The sequence below is a fragment of the Flavobacterium cellulosilyticum genome, from assembly GCF_004349355.1.
In the GTDB taxonomy this organism is placed as follows: Bacteria; Bacteroidota; Bacteroidia; order Flavobacteriales; family Flavobacteriaceae; genus Flavobacterium; species Flavobacterium cellulosilyticum.
In genome coordinates, this window is sequence record NZ_SMFK01000011.1 from 49,671 (window position 1) to 74,939 (window position 25,269).

General features: G+C 33.3%; 24 protein-coding genes. 17 read left to right on the forward strand and 7 right to left on the reverse strand.

Features of this window, described 5'->3' with window-relative positions; all coding sequences use genetic code 11:
* Positions 1-6: 6 nt before the first annotated feature.
* The 4 genes from E0F76_RS14310 to E0F76_RS14325 all read right to left on the reverse strand — a co-directional run bounded on the left by E0F76_RS14310 (position 7) and on the right by E0F76_RS14325 (position 4,185).
* Positions 7-765, reverse strand: coding sequence for a rhomboid family intramembrane serine protease (locus E0F76_RS14310; protein ID WP_132007486.1), 759 nt, complete (start codon positions 763-765; stop codon positions 7-9).
* Positions 762-2,606, reverse strand: coding sequence for a DNA mismatch repair endonuclease MutL (gene mutL / locus E0F76_RS14315; protein ID WP_132007489.1), 1,845 nt, complete (start codon positions 2,604-2,606; stop codon positions 762-764). Before mutL ends, E0F76_RS14310 begins: the two co-directional genes overlap by 4 nt.
* A gap of 160 nt (positions 2,607-2,766) precedes the next feature.
* Positions 2,767-3,336: a 6,7-dimethyl-8-ribityllumazine synthase gene (ribH, locus tag E0F76_RS14320; protein WP_132007492.1), complete on the reverse strand. Its 570-nt coding sequence runs from the start codon at positions 3,334-3,336 to the stop codon at positions 2,767-2,769.
* A gap of 75 nt (positions 3,337-3,411) precedes the next feature.
* Positions 3,412-4,185, reverse strand: a complete 774-nt coding sequence (locus E0F76_RS14325) for a tetratricopeptide repeat protein (protein WP_132007495.1) — start codon at positions 4,183-4,185, stop codon at positions 3,412-3,414.
* Between the two features lie 142 nt (positions 4,186-4,327).
* On the opposite strand from E0F76_RS14325, the gene recF reads away from it, so the two are divergent.
* The 13 genes from recF to E0F76_RS14390 all read left to right on the forward strand — a co-directional run bounded on the left by recF (position 4,328) and on the right by E0F76_RS14390 (position 18,669).
* Positions 4,328-5,407: a DNA replication/repair protein RecF gene (gene recF, locus E0F76_RS14330; protein WP_132007498.1), complete on the forward strand. Its 1,080-nt coding sequence runs from the start codon at positions 4,328-4,330 to the stop codon at positions 5,405-5,407.
* Between the two features lie 81 nt (positions 5,408-5,488).
* Complete coding sequence (locus E0F76_RS19895; RefSeq protein WP_132007501.1) at positions 5,489-6,184, forward strand: thioredoxin domain-containing protein; 696 nt, start codon at positions 5,489-5,491, stop codon at positions 6,182-6,184.
* Between the two features lie 14 nt (positions 6,185-6,198).
* The gene (locus E0F76_RS14340; RefSeq protein ID WP_132007504.1) at positions 6,199-6,876 is read left to right on the forward strand and encodes a DUF2461 domain-containing protein; all 678 of its coding nucleotides are present in this window, start codon (positions 6,199-6,201) and stop codon (positions 6,874-6,876) included.
* Positions 6,877-6,881: 5 nt separating this feature from the next.
* Positions 6,882-7,949, forward strand: a complete 1,068-nt coding sequence (locus E0F76_RS14345; RefSeq protein WP_132007507.1) for a glycosyltransferase — start codon at positions 6,882-6,884, stop codon at positions 7,947-7,949.
* A gap of 2 nt (positions 7,950-7,951) precedes the next feature.
* A complete protein-coding gene (gene asnB, locus E0F76_RS14350) occupies positions 7,952-9,799 on the forward strand; it encodes an asparagine synthase (glutamine-hydrolyzing) (protein WP_132007510.1) in 1,848 nt (615 codons plus the stop codon).
* A 41-nt stretch (positions 9,800-9,840) separates the two neighbouring features.
* Complete coding sequence (murB, locus tag E0F76_RS14355; RefSeq protein ID WP_132007513.1) at positions 9,841-10,854, forward strand: UDP-N-acetylmuramate dehydrogenase; 1,014 nt, start codon at positions 9,841-9,843, stop codon at positions 10,852-10,854.
* An 85-nt stretch (positions 10,855-10,939) separates the two neighbouring features.
* Positions 10,940-12,046: a glycosyltransferase gene (locus E0F76_RS14360; RefSeq protein ID WP_132007516.1), complete on the forward strand. Its 1,107-nt coding sequence runs from the start codon at positions 10,940-10,942 to the stop codon at positions 12,044-12,046.
* Positions 12,037-12,588 carry an RNA polymerase sigma factor gene (locus E0F76_RS14365; protein WP_132007519.1) on the forward strand — a complete coding sequence of 184 codons (552 nt, stop codon included), beginning with the start codon at positions 12,037-12,039 and terminating at the stop codon, positions 12,586-12,588. The genes E0F76_RS14360 and E0F76_RS14365 overlap by 10 nt, the downstream gene beginning before the upstream one ends.
* 203 nt (positions 12,589-12,791) lie before the next feature.
* Positions 12,792-13,610: an energy transducer TonB gene (locus E0F76_RS14370; protein ID WP_132007522.1), complete on the forward strand. Its 819-nt coding sequence runs from the start codon at positions 12,792-12,794 to the stop codon at positions 13,608-13,610.
* Between the two features lie 156 nt (positions 13,611-13,766).
* Entirely contained in the window at positions 13,767-14,393 is a 627-nt protein-coding gene (locus tag E0F76_RS14375; protein WP_132007526.1) for a TetR/AcrR family transcriptional regulator, read from the forward strand.
* Positions 14,383-15,711, forward strand: a complete 1,329-nt coding sequence (locus E0F76_RS14380) for a TolC family protein (protein ID WP_132007529.1) — start codon at positions 14,383-14,385, stop codon at positions 15,709-15,711. Before E0F76_RS14375 ends, E0F76_RS14380 begins: the two co-directional genes overlap by 11 nt.
* A gap of 8 nt (positions 15,712-15,719) precedes the next feature.
* Entirely contained in the window at positions 15,720-16,799 is a 1,080-nt protein-coding gene (locus tag E0F76_RS14385) for an HlyD family secretion protein (RefSeq protein WP_132007532.1), read from the forward strand.
* A gap of 286 nt (positions 16,800-17,085) precedes the next feature.
* Positions 17,086-18,669 (forward strand): DHA2 family efflux MFS transporter permease subunit, encoded by a 1,584-nt coding sequence (locus tag E0F76_RS14390; protein ID WP_132007535.1) that lies wholly within the window; start codon positions 17,086-17,088, stop codon positions 18,667-18,669.
* Positions 18,670-18,794: 125 nt separating this feature from the next.
* Here the strand turns inward: E0F76_RS14390 and yaaA are convergent, their stop codons facing one another.
* Positions 18,795-19,553 (reverse strand): peroxide stress protein YaaA, encoded by a 759-nt coding sequence (gene yaaA, locus E0F76_RS14395; protein ID WP_132007538.1) that lies wholly within the window; start codon positions 19,551-19,553, stop codon positions 18,795-18,797.
* A gap of 117 nt (positions 19,554-19,670) precedes the next feature.
* Between yaaA and E0F76_RS14400 the strand changes: the two genes are divergently transcribed.
* Positions 19,671-20,195: a GNAT family N-acetyltransferase gene (locus E0F76_RS14400; RefSeq protein ID WP_132007541.1), complete on the forward strand. Its 525-nt coding sequence runs from the start codon at positions 19,671-19,673 to the stop codon at positions 20,193-20,195.
* Between the two features lie 17 nt (positions 20,196-20,212).
* On the forward strand, positions 20,213-21,460 hold the full coding sequence (locus E0F76_RS14405) for an ATP-binding cassette domain-containing protein (protein WP_132007544.1): 1,248 nt from the start codon (positions 20,213-20,215) through the stop codon (positions 21,458-21,460).
* A gap of 164 nt (positions 21,461-21,624) precedes the next feature.
* On the opposite strand, the gene E0F76_RS14410 is transcribed toward E0F76_RS14405, so the two are convergent.
* Together E0F76_RS14410 and E0F76_RS14415 are read right to left on the reverse strand one after the other, a co-directional pair.
* On the reverse strand, positions 21,625-22,662 hold the full coding sequence (locus E0F76_RS14410) for an RluA family pseudouridine synthase (RefSeq protein WP_132007548.1): 1,038 nt from the start codon (positions 22,660-22,662) through the stop codon (positions 21,625-21,627).
* Positions 22,652-23,248 (reverse strand): PASTA domain-containing protein, encoded by a 597-nt coding sequence (locus E0F76_RS14415; protein ID WP_132007551.1) that lies wholly within the window; start codon positions 23,246-23,248, stop codon positions 22,652-22,654. Before E0F76_RS14415 ends, E0F76_RS14410 begins: the two co-directional genes overlap by 11 nt.
* A gap of 232 nt (positions 23,249-23,480) precedes the next feature.
* Between E0F76_RS14415 and E0F76_RS14420 the strand changes: the two genes are divergently transcribed.
* Both E0F76_RS14420 and E0F76_RS14425 read left to right on the forward strand, forming a co-directional pair.
* Positions 23,481-24,455 carry a D-alanine--D-alanine ligase gene (locus tag E0F76_RS14420; protein WP_132007554.1) on the forward strand — a complete coding sequence of 325 codons (975 nt, stop codon included), beginning with the start codon at positions 23,481-23,483 and terminating at the stop codon, positions 24,453-24,455.
* A gap of 6 nt (positions 24,456-24,461) precedes the next feature.
* Positions 24,462-25,154 (forward strand): DUF421 domain-containing protein, encoded by a 693-nt coding sequence (locus tag E0F76_RS14425; protein WP_132007557.1) that lies wholly within the window; start codon positions 24,462-24,464, stop codon positions 25,152-25,154.
* Positions 25,155-25,269 lie beyond the last annotated feature (115 nt).

Sequence of the window (25,269 nt, forward strand, 5' to 3'; positions counted from 1 at the left end):
TACATTTTAATTCCATCTATTGTCACTAAATTGATTTTTTTTCCATATCCACATCATTAAAAATCCGGTAACTGCACCACCAATATGAGCAAAATGGGCAATTCCTGTGCTTCCTGCACCAAAAATGGACTGTCCTTTAAACCCTAAAAACAAATCGATTGCTAAAATTCCTGGCACAAAGTATTTAGCTTTAATTGGAACTGGAATAAACATTAATGCCAATTCAGCATTAGGAAACATATAAGCAAAAGCAACTAGTAATCCATAAATTGCTCCAGAAGCTCCTACAACAGTTCCAAAATAGGAACTTGTGAAATTTTCAAAATCAGAAACAGACAATAACTCTTGCCATCTTGTATCTATTTTTCCTTCATTCAAAAGATGTAAAATATCTTGTTTATTAAAACCATGAGTAGTAAGCGTATTTATACTTTCTTGAAAAAAGTAATAATTCACTCCTGTATGTAACAAAGCCGCTCCCAACCCACAAGAAATATAGAAAAACAAGAATTTTTTCCCTCCCCAAAAATGTTCTAAGGCACTCCCAAAGGAATATAATGCAAACATATTAAACAAAATATGCATAACATTAGGAAAAGGAGCATGCATAAACATGTGGGTAATCAACTGCCATATTCTGAAGTGATTACTTTCAGGATAATAAAGTGCGAAAAAATCATACGATACGGGCACAATCTGTGAACCAATAAAGAAAATAAAATTGATTATTAATAACTGCTTAACAGTTGGTGTAATATTCATCATATAGCAAATTTTTTATCTAAATCTTCCACACGCATGGTGATGAAAGTAGGTTTTTGAAATGGAGAAACATTGGGGTCTTTACATGCAAAAAGTCCGTTTACCAAGTTTTCTTGTTCTTTTTGTGTTAAATAAGTTCCGGTTTTTACTGCTAAACTTCGTGCCATCGATTTGGCAATGGTATCATTCTGGCTGAAACTATTTTCCGGAATTCCGTCCTGCAAATCACTCACTAATTGTTCTAAAACTATAGTAGCTTCACTTTCGGAAACATTTACGGGTAATCCTGAAATGACAACATTACCTTCGTTTGTTTCTTCAAAAACAAAACCAGTATTAGTCAGTGAAGGTTTTAATTCAGTTATCAATTGCATTTCTCCATTAGAAAAATACAAATGTAATGGAAATAATAATTGCTGGCTTGAAGCCAAATTAACTGTGATATTGGTAAGAAATTGTTCGTACAAAATACGTTGATGCGCTCTATGTTGATCCACAATTATCATTCCTGATTTTATGGGATTAACAATATATTTTTTATGGATTTGATGGGTTTTATGAATAGCTTGTTCTACATCTTCATTATTAAATAAAGACGAATTAATGTCTTCATTTTCGAAAGTAATGGTCTCAACGTCATCAGAATCATTCTCTAAACCAACATATAAGCTTTCCCATTTAGCAGTAACTTCTGGTTTTCTGTAATTAGCAAAGTGTCTGTTGGGCTTAATTTCTTCAGAAAAGGGATTAAAATTACCATCAACCTGAATTGTAGGCGTTGAACCTTCTAAGTTTTTATAATGATAGGGAGTATCCAAATTAGAATCACGTTCAAAATCCAAAACTGGTGCGATGTTGAATTGTCCCAAACTATGTTTTATAGAAGCACGCAAAATAGCATACAAAGCCGATTCATCATCAAACTTGATTTCTGTCTTTGTAGGATGAATATTGATGTCAATTGTGTTTGGAGGGACTGATAGGTATAAAAAATAACTCGGTTGTGCACCATCTTTTAAAATTCCATCGTATGCTGCCATTACAGCATGATGCAAATAACCACTTTTTATAAAGCGATCGTTGACAAAGAAAAACTGTTCACTTCGATTTTTCTTGGCAAATTCGGGTTTACAAACAAACCCTTGAATAGTTACAATTTCGGTTTCTTCTTTTACTGGAACTAGTTTCTCATTGGTTTTACCTGAGAAAATAGCGACAATTCGTTGTCTCAAACTCGATGAATGCAAATTAAACATCTCGCTTCCATTATGATAAAATGTAAAATATATTTGTGGATGTGCCAATGCTACTCTATGAAACTCATCAATGATGTGGCGGTATTCCACTGTGTCTGATTTCAGAAAATTACGACGAGCAGGAATATTAAAAAACAAGTTTTTGACAGAAAAAGAAGTTCCCTTTGGCAAAACAGCTACTTCTTGCGAAACAAACTTACTGCCTTCAATCACAATATGAGTTCCTAATTCTTCTTGATCTTGTTTGGTTTTCATCTCCACGTGAGCAATCGCAGCAATAGATGCTAATGCTTCACCACGAAATCCTTTGGTATGCAAGGAAAACAAATCTTCGGCTTGACGAATTTTAGAAGTGGCGTGACGTTCAAAACACAATCGAGCATCGGTAACACTCATTCCTTTTCCATTATCAATTACTTGGACCAGAGATTTACCCGCATCTTTAATAATTAATTTAATATCAGTAGCACCTGCATCAACAGCATTTTCAAGTAATTCCTTAACAACAGAGGCAGGTCGCTGAACGACTTCTCCTGCAGCTATTTGATTGGCAACGTGATCGGGAAGTAATTGAATAATACTCGACATTTTTTTAGTGTTCAGTGTTCAGGGATTAGCGTTTAGTACTATACTAACGTGAGCAAATTTAAGGAATTTCTATTGGGATTGCTACCTAAATTAATCATAAAAAACAAAAAACCTATACTAACAAAAAACTAGTATAGGCTTTACAATAAATGTATGTTTTTTATTCTTCTAGTAAAGGCTGACCTTCGATTTGCAACATCCCAGAAGATAATAATTGTTGACTTTTCATTTCATGACTAAATAAAGCTTGATGCTTTAAATAGGCCATTTTAATTGCTGCAATAGCAGCTTCTGTTCCTTTATTTCCGTGTTTTCCACCACTTCTATCAATAGATTGTTGCATGGTATTATCTGTCAAAACACAAAAAATAACGGGTACATCTGTTTGAACATTCAAGTCTTTAATTCCTTGTGTCACTCCTTCGCACACAAAATCAAAATGTTTTGTTTGTCCTTGAATCACACAACCAATAGCGATAACAGCATCTACCTTTTGAGTTTGCAACATCTTTTTAGCACCATAAATAAGTTCAAAACTTCCAGGCACATTCCAACGAATTATGTGCTCTGAAGGAACTTCATTTTCTAAAAGTCCGGTAACAGCTCCATAACAAAGCGCTTCAGTTATAGCATCATTCCATTCAGAAACAACAATCCCAAACCGAAAATTTTTCGCGTCTGGGATTGAATTTTTATCGTATTCAGATAAGTTTTTATTTTTAGTTGCCATCTTTATAATTAGTATTTTAAAGTTAAAATTTCAGATTATAAATTTACGAATCAAAAATCAACAATCAAAAATTATTTATTGAGCTAAACCAATCAATACATCAACATATGAAGCTTCTGGTGAAGAATCGAAATTATCTTTAATATCATTAAAATATTTAAGAGCATCTTCTTTATTCCCTATTTCCAAAGCTATTTTCCCTGCTTTTAACAAGAAACGTGGTGTTGTAAAATCGTTTTTATTTACTTCAGCTGCTTTAATATAATATTCTAAAGCTTCTTTTGGGTTTTTATTTTGTGAATAAGCGTCTCCTATTGCTCCCTTTGCCAAAGCATTTAAAACAATATCTTCTGATTTAAATTTCCCTAAATACTCTATTGCTTCTGTAAATTTCCCTGTGTTCAAATAAGCAATACCAGCATAATAATTAGCTAGATTTCCAGCATCAGTTCCAGAATATTTATCAGAGATATCAACAAAACCAAATTTCCCTTCCGCTCCTTTCAATGACAATTTATATAAAGAATCACTAGCAACACCTGTAGTGGCTTGCTGAAAATATTGTTGTGCTTGAAACATTTCTGAAGCTGCTTCTTCTTGTTTTGGCGCAGCAACAAATTTTTCATAAGCCAAATACCCTACTAAAACAACTGCTATTGCAGCAACAACACCAATAATAATTTTTTGGTTTTTTGCAACAAAATCTTCCGTTTTTGAAGCTGTTTCATCTAATGTTGAAAATACACCTGCCGTTGCACTGTTTTTTTCTAATGCACTGATATCTTCAGTAACATCTGTAACTTCTTTTTCCTTTGCTGGTTTATATCCTCTCTTATTATAAGTAGCCATTTAAATTTTATTTAGTGAGTGGCAAAAATATAATATTTATTCAAATCTAAAACCTCTTTTATCGATATTTTTCAATAATTTGCACCCTCCTAAAAAAAACAACTCAAAAGGAGCAAAATTCCCAATACCAGCAAGCCTTAAAATGTATTTAAAAAAGATTTCATTATTCAATTACAAGAATTTTTCAGAGGTAAATTTCGATTTTGTAAACAAAATAAATTGTTTTGTAGGCAAAAACGGAATTGGAAAGACCAATGTTCTCGATGCAATCTATCATTTATCGTATGGAAAGAGCTATTTTAATCCTCTAGCAGTTCAAAATATAAAACACGGCGAAGAGTTTTTTGTTATTGATGGTGAATTTGAAAGAAACGAAAGAAACGAACAAATAGTTTGCAGCCTGAAAAAAGGACATAAAAAAATTCTTAAGCGTAACGGTAAAATCTACGACAAGTTTTCTGAACATTTAGGATTCATCCCGTTAGTTATTATATCACCTGCCGACAGGGATTTGATAATTGAAGGAAGCGAAACTAGGAGAAAATTTATGGATAGTGTGATTTCACAACTCGATTCTCACTATTTAAAACAAATTATTCAATACCAAAAAGTAATGAGTCAACGCAATGCTTTATTGAAGTATTTTTCGGTAAATTATGTTTTTGACAATGATACTTTATCTATATATAATGAACAACTCGATAGTTTTGGCAATTATATTTTTGAAAAAAGGAAAGAATTTATAACACAATTTGTACCTATTTTCAACAATCATCATCAAGCCATAACCGGTTCCGAAGAAACGGTACAACTAGTTTATGAAAGTCATTTGTATGAAAATAATTTATTGACGCTTTTAAATGAAAACATCAATAAAGACAGGGCTTTAAATTATACCAGTGTTGGCATCCATAAAGATGATTTGTCTTTTGAAATAGATCATTTTCCTATTAAGAAATTTGGCTCACAAGGACAACAAAAGTCGTTTCTGATAGCGCTAAAATTGGCACAATTCGAATTTTTAAAAAATCAAAGTGGCAGTAAACCTATTTTACTTTTTGATGATATTTTTGATAAATTAGACGAATTTCGAGTTGCCAAGATCGTTGAAATGGTCAACAGCGATACCTTTGGCCAACTTTTTATTTCAGACACACATCCAGAACGAACTGAAAAAATCGTAAAATCAACCCATCAAAATTATAGAATTTTCAATCTTTAAATTACTATTATTTTAACTTTTCCTTTCCACATTAGAAATAGAAATTTCTTATTTTAGCCTCGTTAATTTAAACCAGTTAAAATGAGATTTTATTCAATTTTAGTACTATTTATTTCTCTTACCATTTCCTCCTGCATCGGACAACCTTCAAAAAATATCGAAAACACTTCTCCTGAGGCTTTCGCCAAAAAAATAAGCGAAGTTCCAAATGCACAAATTTTGGATGTAAGAACGCCTGAAGAATACGCGCCGGAACATATCGACAATGCTGAAAATGCGGATTGGCTTGGGAATAACTTTGTTTCAGATATAGCTATATATGACAAATCAAAACCTGTTTTTGTATACTGTAAAAGCGGAGGAAGAAGTGTAAAAGCAGCTGCTAAATTACAAGAATTAGGATTTAAAAAAATCTACAATCTTGAAGGTGGTTTCTTAAAATGGACGTCAGCAGGATTATCAAAACCTGATGACACAATCATTGGCATGAGTAGCTTAGCCTATTCAAAATTAATACATTCTCACAAAAAAGTACTTATCGATTTCTATGCAGAATGGTGTGCCCCATGCAAAAAAATGACTCCGTATCTCTTGCAAATGCAAAAAGAAATGGCTGGCAAAGTAGTTATAATTCGCTTAAACGCTGATGAAAACAAAACCCTAATGAAAGATATGAAAATTGACGAATTGCCAACACTTTTATTATACGAGAACCAGGAAATAAATTGGAAACATTCTGGATTTATAAGTGAAGAAGACTTGAAAAAACAACTGTAATAATCGAATTACCTATGATTTCAACAGACAGCCTGCAATTTCTGGAAGACTTAAAAATCAACAACAATCGAGATTGGTTTTTAGACAATAAAAAGCGTTATGACATTTTCAAAAAAGACTATCATAATTTAGTATCGGATTTTCTGGATGCAATGAAACCGTTAGATCCATCGTTAGAAATGCTCGAAATTAAAAATTGCACCTTCAGAATCAATCGTGACATTCGATTTTCAAAAGACAAATCACCTTATAAAGACCATTTAGGCATATGGATGTCGAGTGGAGCCAAAGGGATGAATCGTTCGGGTTATTATGTTCACCTTGCCAAAACTGGCAGTTTTATAGCTGGCGGTTTCTATTGCCCTGAATCCGAAGATTTAAAAAAAGTTCGAAAAGAAATTGCCTATTTCAACGAAGATTTACAAGAAATCATGAATAACAAAAGCTTCAAAAAAGAATTTGGAGATTTTGACCGAAATGAAAACAATATACTAAAAAACCCACCACGAGGTTACGAAAAAGAACATCCTGCAATAGAATTCCTGAAGTTAAAAAGCTTTGAAACTACACATAAATTTGATTTAGATGAAGTTACGAAAGAAGATTTTGTTGCCAGAATGAGCAAGAAATTAATCGTATTAAAACCCTTGAATGATTTTATAAATCGTGCTTTAACAACCGAAGAATTATAGAATCAATGACTAAAAAGAAAATACTTTTTCTTGGTGAAACCTATAGAGCCGACGCTATTACTTGGATGAATGGGCTGAAGGAATTTGGCGACTTCGACATCGTCACTTGGGAATTAAAAACACCAAACACAAGTTTTTTTAGCCGACTAATTCGAATTTTTGAATTTAGTTTGGCTATTTTCTCCATTAGAAAAATAATCCAACAACATCAACCTGACATGGTTATTGCTGAACGAACCACTAGTTATGGTTTTCTTGCTGCATTATCAGGAGTAAAACCTATTGCAATTGCGCAACAAGGAAGAACGGACATATGGCCTGAAAAATCTATTTTGTTAGCTTTCAAAAAAATAATTCAGCATTATGCTTTCAAAAAAGCGGACTTAATACACGCTTGGGGTTCTGTTATGACCATTTCAATGAAAGCCACAAATGTCGATATGAAAAAGGTTTTAGTACTGCCAAAAGGAATCGATTTGATACAATTTAAATATATTAACACTGCAAATCCATCCAAAATAAATGCTATTGTGACCCGTTCTTTGGCACCAGATTATCGACATGAAGTTATATTAAAAGCTTTTGGAATACTAAACCAAAAAGGAATTGATTTCACATTAACCATTGTAGGTGACGGCAAACAATTACCAATCCTAAAAGCATTATCCAAAAAATTACAAATCGAAACTAAAGTCAATTTTACGGGTCGAATCCAAAATACAAAATTACCAGAACTGCTACAGAATTCAAACATTTATCTCAGCATGCCAATAACTGAAGGAGTATCGGCTTCTTTATTTGAAGCAATGGCATCCAATTGTTATCCAATCGTAACTGATATTCCAGGCAATCAAAGCTGGATAAAACATCGAGAAAACGGACAGTTAATCACAATTGATGATTATAAAATGCTTGCTGATGAAATTATTTGGGCTTTTGAAAACAATCAATATCGAAAAGAAGCCAAAATAAAGAACAGAAAATTTGTTGAAGAAAATGCAGATTACAAAATCAATATGAAAATAATTGCTGAAAAATACCATGAATTAATTAACACACAAAAAACGAACTAGTTATGTGTGGAATTAATGGGATCATGCATTTGCAAACGCAAAAAAAAGTAGATGAACGCCTTTTAACTAAAATGCGAGATTCGCTTGAACATCGTGGTCCAGATGACAAAGGATTATTTTTAGAAAACAATATTGGATTAGGACATCGGAGACTGTCCGTTATTGATTTATCGTCAGCAGGACATCAACCTTTTTTTTCGGATAATGGTCGATATGTTATGGTATATAATGGAGAAATATATAATTTCAAGGATTTTTACCCTGAATTACGAAGCCATGGAATAATTATAAAAACAAATTCCGATACTGAGGTTTTGTTGCAATTGTATGAATTATATGGTCTAAAAATGCTAAATCGACTCCATGGTATGTTTGCTTTTGCCATTTGGGACAAAATGGAACGAAAGCTAATCACAGTTCGTGACAGAATGGGGGTTAAGCCTTTATATTATACGTTCAAAAATGAAACCTTTTACTTCGCATCGGAACAAAAGGCACTTTTTACTGTTGGAATTCCTCTAAAATTAGCTAATGATGGACTGGAAGAATTTATTTTTAATCGTTTTGTTTCTGGTGAAAATACCTTGTATGAAAACGTAAAAAAAGTATTACCAGGACACGTGATGACCATTCACGAAAGTGGAAAAATAACGAATGAAAAATGGTGGGATTTGAAATCCGAAATTCAGAACCATCCAAAGATTCAGAAACCAATTGAATGGTTTCGCAACACTTTTGATGACTCCCTAAAATTGAGAATGGTAAGTGACGTTCCAGTTGGTGTTTTGCTTAGCGGCGGACTCGATTCAGCATCAATTTTGGCTTCATTAAACCAACAGAATTTCAAAGATATTCAAACTTATAATATTGGATTCAAAGAAAAAGAACATAACGAATCCCATTTAGCAAAATTAATTGCTGATAAATTTAATTACGGTTTTCATACCATGCAGTTAGAAGACAACAACCTTTTCGAAAAACTGCTTAGCGCTACTTATTTTCAGGATGAACCCATTATGCATTTAAGTGAACCTCATATTTTGGCACTTTCGCAAATGGCAAAACCAGCTGTAAAAGTGCTACTTTCTGGTGAAGGCGCTGATGAATTAATGGGCGGATATGTAAGATATAAAGCACTAAAATACCCAAGTTTACTTCAAACTATTGCAGTTATTGGCAATATGGAATATTTCAATACAAGTCCTCGATTCGAAAAACTTGCTCGTTATTCTCAAATAGCAGACCCTGATGACTTAGTACTCTATAATGGTTGTAATATTTACCCAAAGGACATTTCAACTGTATTTGGAATTAATTCGCCACCAAAAAACGAATATAGGATGCAAATTTTAGCAGAGGCAAAATCAATATATCCAAACAATTTAAGGAGACAAGCACTGTACCTAGACCAACATACCTATTTATGTTCGCTTCTTGACAGAAATGATCGCTGTACAATGGGCGCATCTATCGAATGTAGAGATCCTTTTTTGGACCAAAGACTTATTGCCGGACTTGGATCTCTTGATGACAAATGGTTGTTCACTGGAAAAAAATGGAAATACATTTTAAAATCAGCAATGGCATCAAGATTACCTGCGGAAGTATTAAAATTTAAAAAAGTAGGATTGAGTGTTCCATGGGGAGATTATTTGATAAAAAGCCAAGGATTCATTGATGAATTAGATTCATTTTCAAAAAGTGATTTATTCAAAATGGATTATTTTGGACGCATCAATGCACCGAAATTAGTTGAAAATTTTAGAAAAGGAGATACTAAAATGATACCTTATATAATGCCGTTATTTATGATGCATATTTGGCTGAAAAACTATGCCAATAAATTTTAATCCTTACTTTTGATCACAGAATTCAAAAAGCACTATTATTCATGGAAATTCAACACAATTTTTCTCTAAAAAACTACAATACTTTTGGCATAGAAGCCAAAGCAAAACAATTTGTTGCCGTTCATAATGTTTCTGAATTACGAACTATTTTAGAACAAAATAAAACCGAAAAAAAATTCATACTTGGAGGCGGAAGCAACATGCTTTTGACAAAAGATATAGATGCTTTAGTTATACACATAGATTTAAAGGGTCATAAAATTATTGATGAGAACGATGATTATGTATGGGTCGAAAGTCAAGCTGGCGAAAATTGGCACGAATTTGTGCTATGGACCATCGTCCAAAACTTGGGTGGATTAGAAAACATGTCGCTTATCCCGGGAAACGTTGGGACAACTCCTGTACAAAATATTGGTGCTTATGGAACTGAAATTAAAGACACTTTTATTTCCTGTGAAGCCATGAAAATTGAAAATCAGGAAATGAAAACATTCACCAAGGACGAATGTCATTTTGGTTACCGTGAGAGTATTTTCAAAAACGAAGTAAAGGACCAATATATTATTACCTCGGTAATTTATAAATTAACGAAACGCAATCATAAAATTAATATTTCTTACGGAGATATTGCTTCTGAATTGGCTAAAAACCACATTACGAAACCTTCATTAAAGGACGTCAGTAATGCGGTAATTGCCATTCGAGAAAGCAAATTACCTAATCCAAAAGAACTAGGCAATAGCGGAAGTTTTTTTAAAAACCCCATTATTCTGAAAAAAGATTTCGATAAAATTCATCCATTATTTCCTGAAATGAAATATTATGATGTTTCAGAAACCGAAGTTAAAGTTCCTGCTGGCTGGCTCATTGAGCAAGCAGGTTTCAAAGGAAAACGCTTTGGAAACGCTGGAATTCATAAAAATCAGGCCCTAGTTTTAGTTAATTATGGTAATGCAACAGGTAAGGAAATTCTAGCAATTGCTACCACTATTCAAGACACTATTTTTAAGACTTTTGGCATTCAAATCGAAGCAGAAGTAAACGTGATTTAATACTAAAAGTAATTGCTATTTAACGGTTGATAATTGATAATTGATATTTATATTTGCACAGATTTTAAAAAGAAGCCTTGCCTATATGTTAACCTTTATTTTTTACGCGTTTGTAATTATCGTTCTAATTCAACTTTCGTATTATGTGTTTGTTTTTGGAAAATTTGCTTTTGCTAAAAAGCAAAAATCTACACCAAAAAGAATTCCGATTTCTGTAATTGTTTGTGCTAAAAACGAAGCCGAAAATGTGGTTCGATTCATTCCGCTCCTTGCTGAACAAGATTATCCAGATTATGAAATTATTCTGATTGACGATGCATCAAGTGATGAGACTTTAGAAATTTTCGAAAATTTTGAAAAACAATACTCCAATGTCAGATTAGTAAGAGTACAAAATAATGAAGCCTTTTGGGGCAACAAAAAATACGCCTTAACGCTGGGAATAAAAGCAGCTAAAAAAGAATATTTGATATTTACAGATGCCGATTGTTTTCCTGCTTCAAAAGATTGGATAAAAGAGATGAGTTCACAATTTACAATGCATAAAACGATAGTTTTGGGTTATGGAGCTTATGAAAAAATCAACAAGTCTTTCTTGAATAAAATCATTCGATTCGAGACCATGCTCACAGCGGTACAATATTTTTCCTGGGCAAAAGCTGGAAAACCATATATGGGTATTGGGCGCAATTTAGCCTACAAAAAGGAAGAATTTTATAATGTAAATGGATTTATCGAACACATGAAAATCCGTTCTGGTGATGATGATTTATTCATCAATCAGATTGCTACAAAAAGGAATACAACATTCAATTTTAGCCCTGAAAGCTTTACGTATTCGATGCCAAAAACTACTTTCAAAGCTTGGTTTACTCAAAAAAGAAGACACGTATCTACAGCAAAACATTACAAATCCTTTGACAAAACACAACTAGCTCTTTTTTATATTTCACAATTGCTCTTTTTCTTATTTGCTATCGTTTTATTGTCTTTTCTATATCAATGGATCATTGTTTTGTGCATCATTGGCTTCCGATATTTATTCTCTTGGATCACCTTGGGATTCTCGGCCGGAAAATTAAAAGAAAAAGATGTGATGTATTGGTTTCCTATTATTGAAATTGTGCTTATCTTCACTCAATTAAATGTTTTCATAACAAATCTTTTTTCAAAACCAGTATATTGGAAATAAATCTACAAATTGAAAAAGCTAAAAAAGGAGATCAAGCAGCCTTTACTTTTCTATTGAATTTATATTGGAATGAGGTCTATGGTTTTATGTTAAAACGCACCGAAAACGAGACGAATGCCGAAGACATTACTATAGAAACGTTCTCAAAAGCATTCGATAAAATTGCTAGTTACAATCCCGAATTTCAGTTTAATACCTGGTTGATCGCTATTGCAAAAAATGTTCATATTGATTTGTTACGTAAAAACAAATCGTCACTTTTTATTGAAATCAGTGAAGACGACGATCGAAAAGCCCACAATATTGCCGATACAACTCCATCTGCAGAGGACGAATTAATAACTGAACAAAATCTTTCTCAACTTTTACAGTTCATCAAAGAACTAAAACCACATTATCAGGAAGTAATTCAATTGCGTTATTTTCAAGAAATGACCTACCAAGAAATCGCCACTAAAATTGACGAACCCTTGAGTAATGTCAAAATAAAACTTCTCCGAGCTAAAAAACTATTGGCAGAAATCATTAAAGACAATCGTTAATTTGAGCTTGCTTTAAATAAAAACCCCCTGTTTTTATTATTATTTTTCATCAAGACACCTTATAAAATGGACCTTCACTATTTTTGTTAAAATAATTATAAAATATCCTCTGTTTTATATATTAAACTCATGCCTTTTTACGTTATTAGTTAAAATAGCACTTATATGACAAAATAAATACTTAACCTTTAAAACCACAAATTATGTCTAGATTAAGTATTTACGAAACCCCATGGATTGATCTTGTATTCGAAAACAGAAACAAAAATTACGGTGCCTATCAATTACGCCGTGAAAGTGTCAAAAGCACCTTATCGGCCTTCTTTATGGGATTATTATTTGTAGCATCCATTGGAACTATTGCAACAGTTATCAGTTATTTTAACTCCGATACCATAGTTGTTGAAAATCCAGCACAAGAATGGTCAGACCCTATTCAAATTACAGATGTTGTCTTAACAGACGTCCATAAAACTGTAATTCCCGAAGTAAAAACCCAAGTTGCTGCAACTATTATTCAAAAAGACCAACTTATTAATCCAGTTATAGTTCATGCCGAAGAAGCAATTAAGGAGTTAGCCACAAACATTGAAAACAAGAATACTACAAGTATAACTTCCGATGCTTTGGGAACAGTTGGAACTAATCCAATAACAGCTACAGGAACCGAAACCGAAATATCAAAAGCTGTGAATTACGGTACATCGATTGTAAACACAACAATATTAGACAAATTACCAGAGTTTCCAGGCGGAATGAAAAATTTCTATACTTATGTGGGAAAAAATTTTGAGAAACCAGAAATCGACGGAATGAGTAACCTAAAAGTATATGTTTCGTTTGTGATAGAAAAAGACGGAAGTATGAGTAATATTAAAGTACTAAGAGATCCTGGATATGGTTTAGGACAAGAAGCGATTCGTGTTTTAAAATCTATAAAAGCCAAATGGACTCCTGGAATAATCGATTCAAAACCCGTCCGAACAGCTTATAACTTGCCGATTTCTATTGAGATGAGATAATCTTATAATCCTATTTAATATAAAAACAGCAACAAGAATCTTCTTAATGCTGTTTTTTTACGAACTATTTTATGTTAAATTTAAGTTAATTAATAATTAAACAACTGTTTAAATTAAACAGTTGTTTAATTTTGTCGGCTAATAAATTTACTAACATTGGAAAACAATTTAAACGACAAACAAATTCAAATTCTCGAAGTAGCTGAAAAGTTATTTGCCGAGAAAGGATTTGATGGAACTTCTATTCGAGATATTTCGAAAATTGCGAATATTAATGTTGCTATGATTTCCTATTATTTTGGATCAAAAGATTTATTGTTAGAATCATTAATCAAACACAAAACGATTGGACTTAAGGAACAGTTATTAGTTTTAATAGCCGAAAACCTTGAACCTGTAGCCAAAATAAATAAGTTAATTGAATTATACATCAATAGAATTAATTGTAACAGGGGAATTTATCGCATTATGCATTTTGAATTAACTTCAAAGAAAAACGAAAGTATTCTTAAATATTTCACTGAATTAAAAAAAGCAAATTTAAAATCCGTAGAGTTAATAATCAAAGAAGGTCAAGCAAAAGGAATCTTCAGAAAAGATATTATAATCCCACTTATTACTCCAACAATTATTGGAACTTTTTTCCATTTTCAAATGAACAAAGATTTCTATGAAGAAATATTAGACTTGAAAACTGACACTCAATATGACAACTTTATAAAAACAGATTTAACAAAACACATTCAACAAACCATAAAAGCCCTTCTTGTTTATGAAAATTAATTCAATACTCCTCTTTGGCTTATATTTTATTGGAATTCACGCCATAAATGCCCAAGAAAAAACGAGTTACACCTTAAATGAAGCTATCCAAATGGCGTGGTCAAATAGTAATGAAGTTGCTTTAGCTAATACAAAAGTAACTACATCAAAGTACGAATTGCAATCGGCAAAAAACAATCAATACCCTGATTTAAAAGCCTCTGGTCAATACCTGAAATTATCAAAAGCATCTATTGATTTAAAAACCAATCAAGACAATAGTGCTACAAAGCCGATGCCAGTTGTAGATCAATTAATGCTTGGTCAGGTAAATGCAAGTCTGCCTATCTTTTCTGGATTTAAGATTCGAAATAGTATCAATTTATCAGAAAACTTATCCCTTGCAGAAACTGCAAGAGCAGACCAAACCAAAGAGGAAATTGCAATGAAGGTCATCCATTTATATGCAAGATTATATAAGTCTCAGAAAACATTAGAATTACTAAAAGAAAATCAAAACCAAGCAGAACAACGTACGGCCGATTTTAGTGAAATGGAAAAAAACGGTATAATTCCGAGAAATGATTTACTAAAATCACAGTTACAAGTCTCTAAAATTCAGCTCTCAATTGACGAAATTAGAAACAATTTGAATGTAACAAATTACAATCTTGTAAGCATTTTAAAATTACCAGAAAACACAGAATTAGTTATTAGAGAAAGTGATTTTGATGATTTTAAAATGAATAACATCCCTACTGATGAAAAACCAGCATTGGAATATCGTAAGGATTTGGAAGCGATAAAATATCAGGAAAAAGCATCTCAAGCCAATATAAAAATAGCCAAAAGCAATTACTATCCGTCTTTATCCATTCAAACTGGCTATACTGTATTAGACATTAAAAATTTAGTTACAGTAGAAAATGCAATGAATTTTGGAGTTGGTATTTCCTATGATATTAGTAATATCCTTAAAAACAATAGCACTGTAAAAATTGCCGAAAGCAAATCGCTTGAAATAAAAAACACTCATGAAATTCTTTTAGACAATATTAAAATTCAGGTAAAACAAGCTATAGAAAATTATGATTTAGCATTGAAACAAAGTCAAGTGTATCGACAAGCTTATGAACAATCCTCTGAAAATTACAGAATTGTAAAAGACAAATACGACAATGGACTTTCAGACACAAATGATTTATTAGAGGCCGATGTTGAACAGTTGAATTCAAAAATCAATACAGCTTTGGCAAGAGCCAATATCATTCAAAAATATTACGAATTGCTTTCGGCAACAGGACAATTATTAAATACTTTCAACATTACAAAAATATAATCAAGACCATGGAAAAGAAAACTAAAAACAAGAAATTTATATTTATCATTCTTTCATTATTAATTTTGGGAGGTATTTATGGCGGTTTCAAATATGCACATTCTTTGTCGCATGAAGAAACGGATGATGCTCAAATCGAAAAAAACATGAATCCTATCATCCCAAAAGTATCTGGATACATTCATAAAGTATATGTAAAAGACAATAATTTTGTAAAAAAAGGAGATACTCTTTTCACGATTGATAAGCGTGATTATCAAATAAAAATAGAAGAAGCGAATGCTTCATTGGTTGCTTCACAGGCTAGTTTTGAAGTTGCAAAAGCAGATATTGGAAGTGCATCTGCTAATATTTCAGTTTCTAATTCCAATGTATTATCTGCAGGTGGAAATATTGAATCGGCAAAAATCAGATTAGCTCAAGTTACTAATGATTACAACCGTTATAACAATTTGTATAAAAATCATTCTATAACAAAACAGCAATTTGAGCAAGCATCTTCTGCAAAACAAGAAGCCGAAAATCAAGTTCGTATTTTGCAACAACAAGAAAAAACTAGTTCCTTTCAAAAATCGGCAATCGTAGCTAAATCTAGAGTTTCTGACAAACAAACTGAGGTGGCTGCTGCCAATATTAAAAGAGCACAAGCTCAATTGGACTCGGCTTTACTTAATCTTACTTATACCGTAGTTACGGCATCAATTGATGGACAAGTTTCTAAAATTGATATTCAACCGGGGCAATTAGTCCAAGCAGGGCAATCATTGTTTTATATTATCAATAACGATGAAGCATGGGTAATTGCTAATTTCAAAGAAACACAATTGGACAAAATGCTAATAGGACAAAAAGTAATTGTAAAAATTGACGCTTATCCTGATTTTGAATTTGAAGGAAAATTGGCCAGTTTTTCACCTGCAACTGGATCGGTTTTTTCATTATTACCTCCTGATAATGCGACAGGAAACTTTGTAAAAACAATCCAAAGACTGCCTGTTAAAATTAGTTTAAATGAGTCGAACGATCCAAAAAAGATAAAATTACTTCGACCTGGGATGAATGCAAGTGTTGATATTCATTTGAAATAAGATTTTTGATTTTAGATTGCAGATTTTAGATTTGGTGTTAGTGGAAAATGGATACTGATAATTATTTATAGATTTTCACTTCTGCAATCTGCAATCTGAAATCTAAAATTCCTTCTGCGCTCGCGTGAGGGATTGCAGTGGAGCTCTTTTTGTGAGCGGCGCTTTTGCCGATCCCAAAAAAGCGGGAACGGAAAGCCCGACCCGAAGTTGCGAGGAGGCACGACGAAGCAATCTGGAGGGTCACGCCCAAAAGATTGAAATTTAGTTTATTTATAATAATAATTTTATGGTAAAAACAGTTGACGATGAATTAGTAGAATACGGTTTTAGAAGGATTATCATTACGATAACTGCCGTTCTTTGCGCCTTGCTTGAAATCGTGGACACGACAATTGTGAACGTAGCATTGAACAATATGCGAGGTAGTCTTGGCGCGACGCTTACAGATATTGCTTGGGTTATAACCGCGTATGCAATAGCCAATGTGATTATAATTCCTATGACAAGCTGGCTTTCGCAGCAATTTGGTCGTCGTAATTATTTTGCGGTTTCTATTGTTATATTTACAACTGCCTCATTTTTGTGTGGGAATGCCACTAATATTTGGGAACTCGTTGCCTTTCGATTCATTCAGGGACTTGGAGGAGGAGCCTTATTGGTAACCGCACAAACGATTATTACCGAAAGTTATCCTATTGCCAAAAGAGGTATGGCACAAGCTATTTATGGGATGGGAGTAATTGTTGGGCCTACACTTGGACCGCCATTAGGAGGTTATATTGTGGATCACTTTTCATGGCCTTATATTTTTTACATTAACATTCCGATTGGAATTATTGCCACAATTCTTACCATTATGTTTGTAAAAAGTCCAAAATACGGCAATAAATTAAGTGTAAATCAAGTGGATTGGTGGGGAATTGCCTTTTTAACAACCTTTATAGGTTCGCTACAATTTGTTTTGGAACACGGTCAACAAGACGATTGGTTCAATGATAATTTAATTGTTGGTTTAAGCGTTGCTTCTGTATTTGGTCTAATTCTTTTTATAAAAAGAGAACTTACCTACGAACACCCGATTGTAAATCTTAGGGTTTTGAAAAATGCTAATTTAAGGGTAGGAACTATCATGAGTTTTATCATGGGATTTGGTTTGTATGGCTCTACTTTTATTGTCCCTATTTACACCCAATCGGTTTTGGGATGGAATGCTACTCAGGCAGGACTATTACTAATTCCGAGTTCGATTACCACAGGAATAATGATGCCTTTTATTGGTAAGATGATTCAACGAGGCGTTCCTCAGTCTTATATGGTAGCAGTAGGATTCTTAATGTTTTTCTGTTTTACCTTTTGGATGCATAATATTATAACACCAGATACCAGTTCCGAGGCTATGTTTTGGCCTTTAATATTAAGAGGAGTTGGATTAGGATTGCTGTTTGTACCCATTACCACTCTTTCTTTGTCGACACTTTCTGGCAGGCAAATTGGCGAAGGAGCCGCTTTTACTGGGATGATGAGACAGTTGGGAGGATCGTTTGGAATTGCTATCATCACTACTTTTATAGCAAGATTCAATCAAGAACATCGTGTAAATTTGATATCCAAACTTGATAAAACTGATTTCAAAGTACAACAAACACTACAAGGATTACAGCAAGGATTTATGTCGAAAGGTTTTACTTTTAACGAATCTTTAGCGAAAGCGTATAAAATTATCGAGTACAAAGTAATGGTTCAAAGCTCTGTATTAACTTACATGGACGTCTTTATGTATTTAGGAATCTTGTTTTTATTATGTATTCCTTTTATTTTGTTGATTAAAAAAGGAAGTGGCAAAATTAATCCAGCTGATGCGATGCACTAGATTTTAGATTGTAGATTGTAGATTTCGTGATGGTAAATACGAGATTGTATAGCTTCATAAATTTGAGTGTCAAATATTGTCTGCTCATAATTCTGAAATCTAAAATCTGCAATCTAAAATTTTTATTATCTCGTAAAAACCAGATGATTCCCTTCTGATAAATTAGCATCAAATTGATAGCCATCATAATTGAATCCTTTCAAATCATCAATTGTTTCCGCATTAGAATCGATAATGTAACGCACCATCATTCCCCTAGCCTTTTTGGCAAAAAAACTGATTATTTTTAGTTTTCCGTTTTTGTAATCTTTGAATTCTGGAGTAATTACGGGAACTTTCAACGCTTTTACATCTATTGCAGAGAAATATTCGTTGCTTGCTAAATTGACAAACAACTCCCCTTTTTTGAGTTCTTTGTTTAAAGATTTGGCTATAATAGGTTTCCAAAATTCGTATAAGTTTTTGCTGTCGCCAATAGGTAACTTAGTGCCCATTTCTAAGCGATACGCTTGCATTAAATCCAGCGGTTTCAAGAGACCGTACAAACCGGATAAAATTCTTAATTTATCTTGAAGAATTTCCAATTTTTCTAAAGGAATCGAATAGGCATCCAATCCCAAATATACATCACCATCGAAAGCGAAAATCGAAGGTCTTGCATTATCTGGAGCGAAAGGTGTTTTCCAATCTTTATTACGCTGCCAATTCAAATCGGCCAGTTTATCCGAGATATCCATTAATTCCGATAAATCTTTTGGCGATTTTTGCTTTAATACTTTATGAACTTGACGTGATTCTTTAAGAAAAACAGATTCAGAAAATTGTTCCGTTGGAAGTTCTTTTTCAAAGTTTAAAGATTTAGCTGGCGACAATACGATTTTCATAATTTGTTATTCTGTTTATTGAATGCTCAAAAGTACAAATACAATATCCGAAAATGAAAATTGCAGAACATTTAATTTGTGGTATTTTTGCATTCAAAATCATCAAGCATTTTTTATATGTCCAAAATTGAAATTAGGAAAGCCACTATTTCCGACCTTGAAACCATTCAAGAAATCAGCATAACAACTTTCAAAGAAACATTTGCATCTGTAAATTCGCCAGAAAACATGGCCAATTATATTCGTGATAATTTTAATCAGAAACAATTGATTATGGAAATAAACAATCCTGATTCGGCTTTTTATCTTGCTTCTTTGGAAAAAGTTACTATTGGATATTTGAAAATAAATACTGGTATTTCCCAAACCGAAAAACAAAAAGAAAACAGCTTAGAGATACACAGGATTTATGTTTTACAAACTTTTCATGGGAAAAAAATAGGGCAATTATTGCTCGACGAAGCTATAAATAGTGCTATACAAGCCAATATTGATTTGGTTTGGCTTGGAGTTTGGGAAGAAAATCACCGAGCACTACAATTTTACTCTAAAAATGGTTTTGTTGAATTTGACAAACATATTTTTACCTTGGGCGATGATGTACAAACCGATTTGTTGCTTCAACTTGAAATAAAAAACTAAAATCACCCAATTTAACTATGAACAACACAACCCATTGGAACATCATAATCTCTGATTTCGTAAATAAAAACCAATTCATAGACACCGTATTGACAGGAGAAATGACTGATGAATTATCCGAATACAACACCATAAAAGGACTATTATTCTCGGATATTACCATTCAACAATTCATCGAAAAAGAAGACCAATACGACATTTGCGAAGCCGCTTCACCTGAATTGAACCGGAAACTCAGAACGTTTTCGGCCGGAGAACAAAAGAAGGAATTTTTAAATTATTGCTTGAAGCAAAAACCAGATTTTCTGATTTTAGACAATCCTTTTGATCATTTAGATCATGCTTCAAGAATAAGTTTAGCAGTAGCTTTAGAAAAATTATCTCATTCTATTGGATTGATTCAATTAGTCAACCGTACTGAAGATTGCCTTGATTTTATTCCAAATAAAGTAAAAATACTTGATGATTCTTTTACCTTAAATCCTATCGAAGCTGATTCAAAAAAACTTACAAAAACAATAGAAAATCAAATTCCAAAAGCACTACATTCTTATAATTTCCCAAATGAAGAACTTGTAAAAATGAATGGTGTTTTTGTAAGTTATAACGAAAGACCCATTGTCGAATCCATAAATTGGATTATAAAACAAGGCGAATTCTGGCAGCTCATTGGCCCAAATGGTTCCGGAAAAAGCACCTTATTATCCATGATTACGGGAGAAAACCCAAAAGGATATGGCCAAGAATTATATCTTTTTGGAAGAAAAAAAGGAAGTGGAGAAAGTGTTTGGGATATCAAAAAGAACATCGGAGTTTTTTCGACTTCAATGACACAACTTTTCAAAAGAAACCAAACTTTGGAAGAAATGATACTTTCTGGTTTTTTTGATTCCATCGGATTGTATACGCTTCCCACGCAATTGCACCGCCAAATTGTGGCCCAATGGCTCAAAGCACTAAATTTAAGTGCGCTTAAAAACAAAAGTTTCAACCAACTTTCCTTGGGTTTGCAAAGAGTCACTTTGATTGTCCGTGCAGTGCTAAAACATCCACCTTTAATCATTCTGGACGAACCACTCGAAGGACTTGACGACAGTAATTCGGCATTGGTAATCGACCTTATCAATCTATTAATCCAAGAAACAAAAATGACTGTGATTTATGTTTCGCATCGCATAGAACCTGCGTTAAAACCGACTTCGATTTATGAATTGATACCAAGTGAAACGGGTTCGACTGGAAAAATAAAAGAGATTAAAAACTAAAATATTGAATACAATAATAAAAAACTATGAATATTTAATCCCCACAAAAAAAGCCTCATCCGAGGCTTTTAATTTTATATTTCATTTCCAACTAAAATAAAAATCCGCTTTTAATCTGCCAAAATCTGCATTTTCAGCGTGCCAATCTCAACAAAGATTAAAACCTACTCCTCCTCAGTCAAATGCGATTTCGAATAGCCTCTCCATTTCTCAATACAATCCTGAAAATCCTGAGGCAATTCCGTATCGAAACGCATCATTTCTCCCGTTGTAGGATGGACAAAACCAAGTGTTTTAGCATGCAAAGCTTGTCTTGGCAACGCCTTAAAGCAATTATCGATAAATTGTTTGTATTTGGTAAACGTCGTTCCTTTCAGAATCAAATGACCGCCATAACGCTCATCATTAAAAATAGGATGACCAATGTGTTTCATGTGTACCCGAATCTGGTGCGTTCTACCTGTTTCCAGAATACAAGAAACCAAAGTCACATAACCAAAACGTTCCAAAACTTTATAATGCGTCACGGCATGTTTCCCAATTTCGGGATCAGCAAAAACCGACATTTGCATGCGATCTTTCACGTGGCGGGCAATGTTACCTTCAATTGTACCTTCTTCAGCGATTACATTTCCCCAAACAAGAGCAACATATTCCCTTTCAGAAGTTTTTGCTTCAAATTGTTTGGCAAGATGCGTCATCGCTGCTTCGGTTTTGGCAATTACCAAAAGTCCCGAAGTATCTTTATCTATTCGGTGCACCAATCCTGGACGTTCACTACTGTTCAATGGCAAATCCTTAAAATGAAATGCCAAAGCATTTACCAACGTTCCCGTATAATTTCCGTGACCGGGATGCACTACAAAATCGGGTGGTTTATTCACCAACAAAAGAGCGTCATCTTCATAAACGATATCAAGTGGAATATCCTCAGGATCTACCCTGTTTTCAAACGGTGGATGCGTCAACATAATCCGCACCACATCTAAAGGTTTTACTTTATAATTCGACTTTACGGGAAGATCATTCACATAAATATCTCCGGCAGTCGCCGCATTTTGAATTTTATTTCGAGTCGCATTCGGAATCATGTTCATCAAATACTTGTCAATCCTCAAGAGCAATTGCCCTTTAGGAATGTCAAATCTATAATGTTCGTATAATTCGTCTTCTAAATCTGTAGTATCGTTATTATTGTTCATTTGGTATTGCTAGTGTGTCTACTTCTGCTGCATAACTTTCTTTTCCGTCGCCTAGAACCAAATCAATTTTTGAGGATTTCAAAACACGATCGCCTGCTTTAATATTTCTGCCTTTAAAACGCATTTCAAGAACCATATCTTTCCCAAGATTCGGAATATAGGTAATCGTACCTTCCTCAAGACCAAGTGCTTTAAGTGTCGGAACGGCTTCACGATAGGTTCTTTGAATTAAATCTGGAACTTTTACAGACGAAAAGCCCGAAGCATTAATTTTGATATATACTTTTCTACCTACTTTCACTTTCGCACCAGGTAACGGATCTTGCTCGACCACACTATATTTAGGAAAATCTTTATTGTAATCTACACTATCTAAAAGCACATAATCCAAATCCAATTCATCCAGTTTCTGCTCCACTTGCTCCTCGGTCAACTTAGCTAGGTTAGGCACCGTAATTTCGTGACCATGATCAGTCGTAAATGTCAACCAATGAATAAACAAATAGGCTAAAACTGCTATAATAACTAGAGCGGCTAATGCTTGTCCAAAAAACACGCGACTCTTAAGATAATTCCCTAAACTCATAAATTTATTTTTAGAAGTAGCAAAGATAAAGCTATTTCGTTCGAAAAAAAATTCTAATTTTGTTTAATAATAATTTAACGTTTTCCGGAGCACAGTCGAAGGAAGGAGCTTTTTCCCGCTATTCGTTGCAATCTCCCGAAGAAAAATCGGGAGGATTTTCACTTCTATCGGGGCTAAAAACCAATCATTTTCATAATAACATAATTTATACCTAATACCCAAGACCTAAAACATGAAAAACATTGCGATCATAATGGGCGGTTATTCAAGCGAATACAAAATCTCATTAATCAGCGGAAACGTTGTGTATCAATACTTAGACAAAACCAAATACAACGGATTCCGAATCCACATTTTCAAAGAAAAATGGGTGTATGTCGATGAAAATGAAGCCGAATTTCCAATTGATAAAAATGATTTTTCAACCACAGCCAATGGTACAAAAATAACTTTCGACTGTGTGTTCAATGCCATTCACGGTACACCGGGCGAAGATGGATTGCTACAAGCTTATTTTGATTTAATTGGAATGCCACAATCATCTTGCGATTATTATCAATCTGCATTAACGTTCAATAAACGTGATTTATTGTCAGTATTAAAACCTTATGGCATCAAATCAGCCACATCCTATTATCTGAATAAAGGAGATCATATTGACACTGACGAAATCGTAAAAAAACTAGGTTTGCCTTGTTTTGTGAAACCCAATAAAGCTGGCTCAAGTTTTGGAATTTCTAAAGTAAAAACCGCCAACGAATTACCAATTGCCATTGAAGTGGCTTATAAAGAAGACAACGAAATCATCATCGAAAGTTTCTTAGATGGCACCGAAGTTTCTGTTGGAGTTATCAACTATCAAGGAAAAATAATTGTTTTACCATTAACCGAAATAGTTTCCGAGAATGATTTCTTCGATTATGAAGCCAAATACCTCGGTAAATCACAAGAAATAACACCTGCCAGAATTTCCGAAGAAATGACACAAAAGGTTGGTGACATTGCCAAACGCGCTTATGAAATATTAAAAATGAAAGGATTTTCAAGAAGCGAATTCATCATCGTAGATGACGAACCTTTTATGCTCGAAATGAACACAATTCCAGGTCTCACTACCGAAAGTTTGATCCCACAACAAGCCAAAGCGGCAGGAATTTCATTGGAAGATTTGTTTACCAATGCGATTGAATTAAGTCTCAAAAACTAAATAATCATGAAAGAAATTTTTGAATGGAATAGACTTTTTTTTAATGGTTTGCCTGAAAATTTTATTTTAGAAGTTATATTCCGTTCAACAGTCATGTTCCTAATTTTATTACTGACTTTAAAATTAGCAGGAAAACGCGGCGTAAAGCAATTATCAGTTTTCGAAACTGTAATCATTATCGCTTTAGGATCGGCAGCTGGTGACCCGATGTTTTATGAAGACGTTGGAATAATACCAGCAGCAACAGTGTTTCTGGTAATAATCAGCCTATACCGTTCGGTAACCTGGCTTACAGGAAAAAGCAAGAAATTTGAGGAATTTATTGAAGGAAAAACAGAATGTTTTATTCAGGAAGGTAAATTTTCTATTAGTACCTTTAAAAAAGAAAGTTTGGCTCAAGATGAATTTTTCTCTGAACTTCGCATCAAATCCATAGAACATTTGGGTCAGGTAAAAAATGCCTTTATAGAAACCAGTGGAGAAATAAGTGTGTTTTATTATCCAGATCAAGAAGTAAAATACGGTTTACCTATTTTGCCCTCTTTATTTCTTAAAAAAAATAAAACAATTCCAATAAACGGCGTCTTTGCTTGTGCTTTTTGTGGACATACTGAAAAACAAAAAGCGGGAACAGCAAAATGCAATGTCTGCTCTAAAGAAGAATGGGTTGAAGCTATAAAAACAATTAGAACAACATAATAAAAAACACTAGATTTATTTGTAGTTTATCAATACTTTTAAATTCACTTTATGCTGCAGATCGAAGACATAAAATTCAAATTAAATCATGAGGATTGCTACGAAACAATTAAAC

What these genes read in the sequence shown, in the direction of transcription:
- E0F76_RS14325 (WP_132007495.1), bottom strand. Translation starts at nt 4,185, where the DNA reads ATGGCTACTTATAATAAGAGAGGATATAAACCAGCAAAGGAAAAAGAA.
- mutL (WP_132007489.1), bottom strand. Translation starts at nt 2,606, where the DNA reads ATGTCGAGTATTATTCAATTACTTCCCGATCACGTTGCCAATCAAATA.
- E0F76_RS14405 (WP_132007544.1), top strand. Translation starts at nt 20,213, where the DNA reads ATGAACAACACAACCCATTGGAACATCATAATCTCTGATTTCGTAAAT.
- E0F76_RS14370 (WP_132007522.1), top strand. Translation starts at nt 12,792, where the DNA reads ATGTCTAGATTAAGTATTTACGAAACCCCATGGATTGATCTTGTATTC.
- asnB (WP_132007510.1), top strand. Translation starts at nt 7,952, where the DNA reads ATGTGTGGAATTAATGGGATCATGCATTTGCAAACGCAAAAAAAAGTA.
- E0F76_RS14385 (WP_132007532.1), top strand. Translation starts at nt 15,720, where the DNA reads ATGGAAAAGAAAACTAAAAACAAGAAATTTATATTTATCATTCTTTCA.
- E0F76_RS14410 (WP_132007548.1), bottom strand. Translation starts at nt 22,662, where the DNA reads ATGAACAATAATAACGATACTACAGATTTAGAAGACGAATTATACGAA.
- E0F76_RS14345 (WP_132007507.1), top strand. Translation starts at nt 6,882, where the DNA reads ATGACTAAAAAGAAAATACTTTTTCTTGGTGAAACCTATAGAGCCGAC.
- E0F76_RS14400 (WP_132007541.1), top strand. Translation starts at nt 19,671, where the DNA reads ATGTCCAAAATTGAAATTAGGAAAGCCACTATTTCCGACCTTGAAACC.
- E0F76_RS14380 (WP_132007529.1), top strand. Translation starts at nt 14,383, where the DNA reads ATGAAAATTAATTCAATACTCCTCTTTGGCTTATATTTTATTGGAATT.
- E0F76_RS19895 (WP_132007501.1), top strand. Translation starts at nt 5,489, where the DNA reads ATGAGATTTTATTCAATTTTAGTACTATTTATTTCTCTTACCATTTCC.
- yaaA (WP_132007538.1), bottom strand. Translation starts at nt 19,553, where the DNA reads ATGAAAATCGTATTGTCGCCAGCTAAATCTTTAAACTTTGAAAAAGAA.
- E0F76_RS14425 (WP_132007557.1), top strand. Translation starts at nt 24,462, where the DNA reads ATGAAAGAAATTTTTGAATGGAATAGACTTTTTTTTAATGGTTTGCCT.
- E0F76_RS14420 (WP_132007554.1), top strand. Translation starts at nt 23,481, where the DNA reads ATGAAAAACATTGCGATCATAATGGGCGGTTATTCAAGCGAATACAAA.
- E0F76_RS14360 (WP_132007516.1), top strand. Translation starts at nt 10,940, where the DNA reads ATGTTAACCTTTATTTTTTACGCGTTTGTAATTATCGTTCTAATTCAA.
- recF (WP_132007498.1), top strand. Translation starts at nt 4,328, where the DNA reads ATGTATTTAAAAAAGATTTCATTATTCAATTACAAGAATTTTTCAGAG.
- E0F76_RS14390 (WP_132007535.1), top strand. Translation starts at nt 17,086, where the DNA reads ATGGTAAAAACAGTTGACGATGAATTAGTAGAATACGGTTTTAGAAGG.
- E0F76_RS14340 (WP_132007504.1), top strand. Translation starts at nt 6,199, where the DNA reads ATGATTTCAACAGACAGCCTGCAATTTCTGGAAGACTTAAAAATCAAC.
- E0F76_RS14415 (WP_132007551.1), bottom strand. Translation starts at nt 23,248, where the DNA reads ATGAGTTTAGGGAATTATCTTAAGAGTCGCGTGTTTTTTGGACAAGCA.
- E0F76_RS14310 (WP_132007486.1), bottom strand. Translation starts at nt 765, where the DNA reads ATGATGAATATTACACCAACTGTTAAGCAGTTATTAATAATCAATTTT.
- murB (WP_132007513.1), top strand. Translation starts at nt 9,841, where the DNA reads ATGGAAATTCAACACAATTTTTCTCTAAAAAACTACAATACTTTTGGC.
- ribH (WP_132007492.1), bottom strand. Translation starts at nt 3,336, where the DNA reads ATGGCAACTAAAAATAAAAACTTATCTGAATACGATAAAAATTCAATC.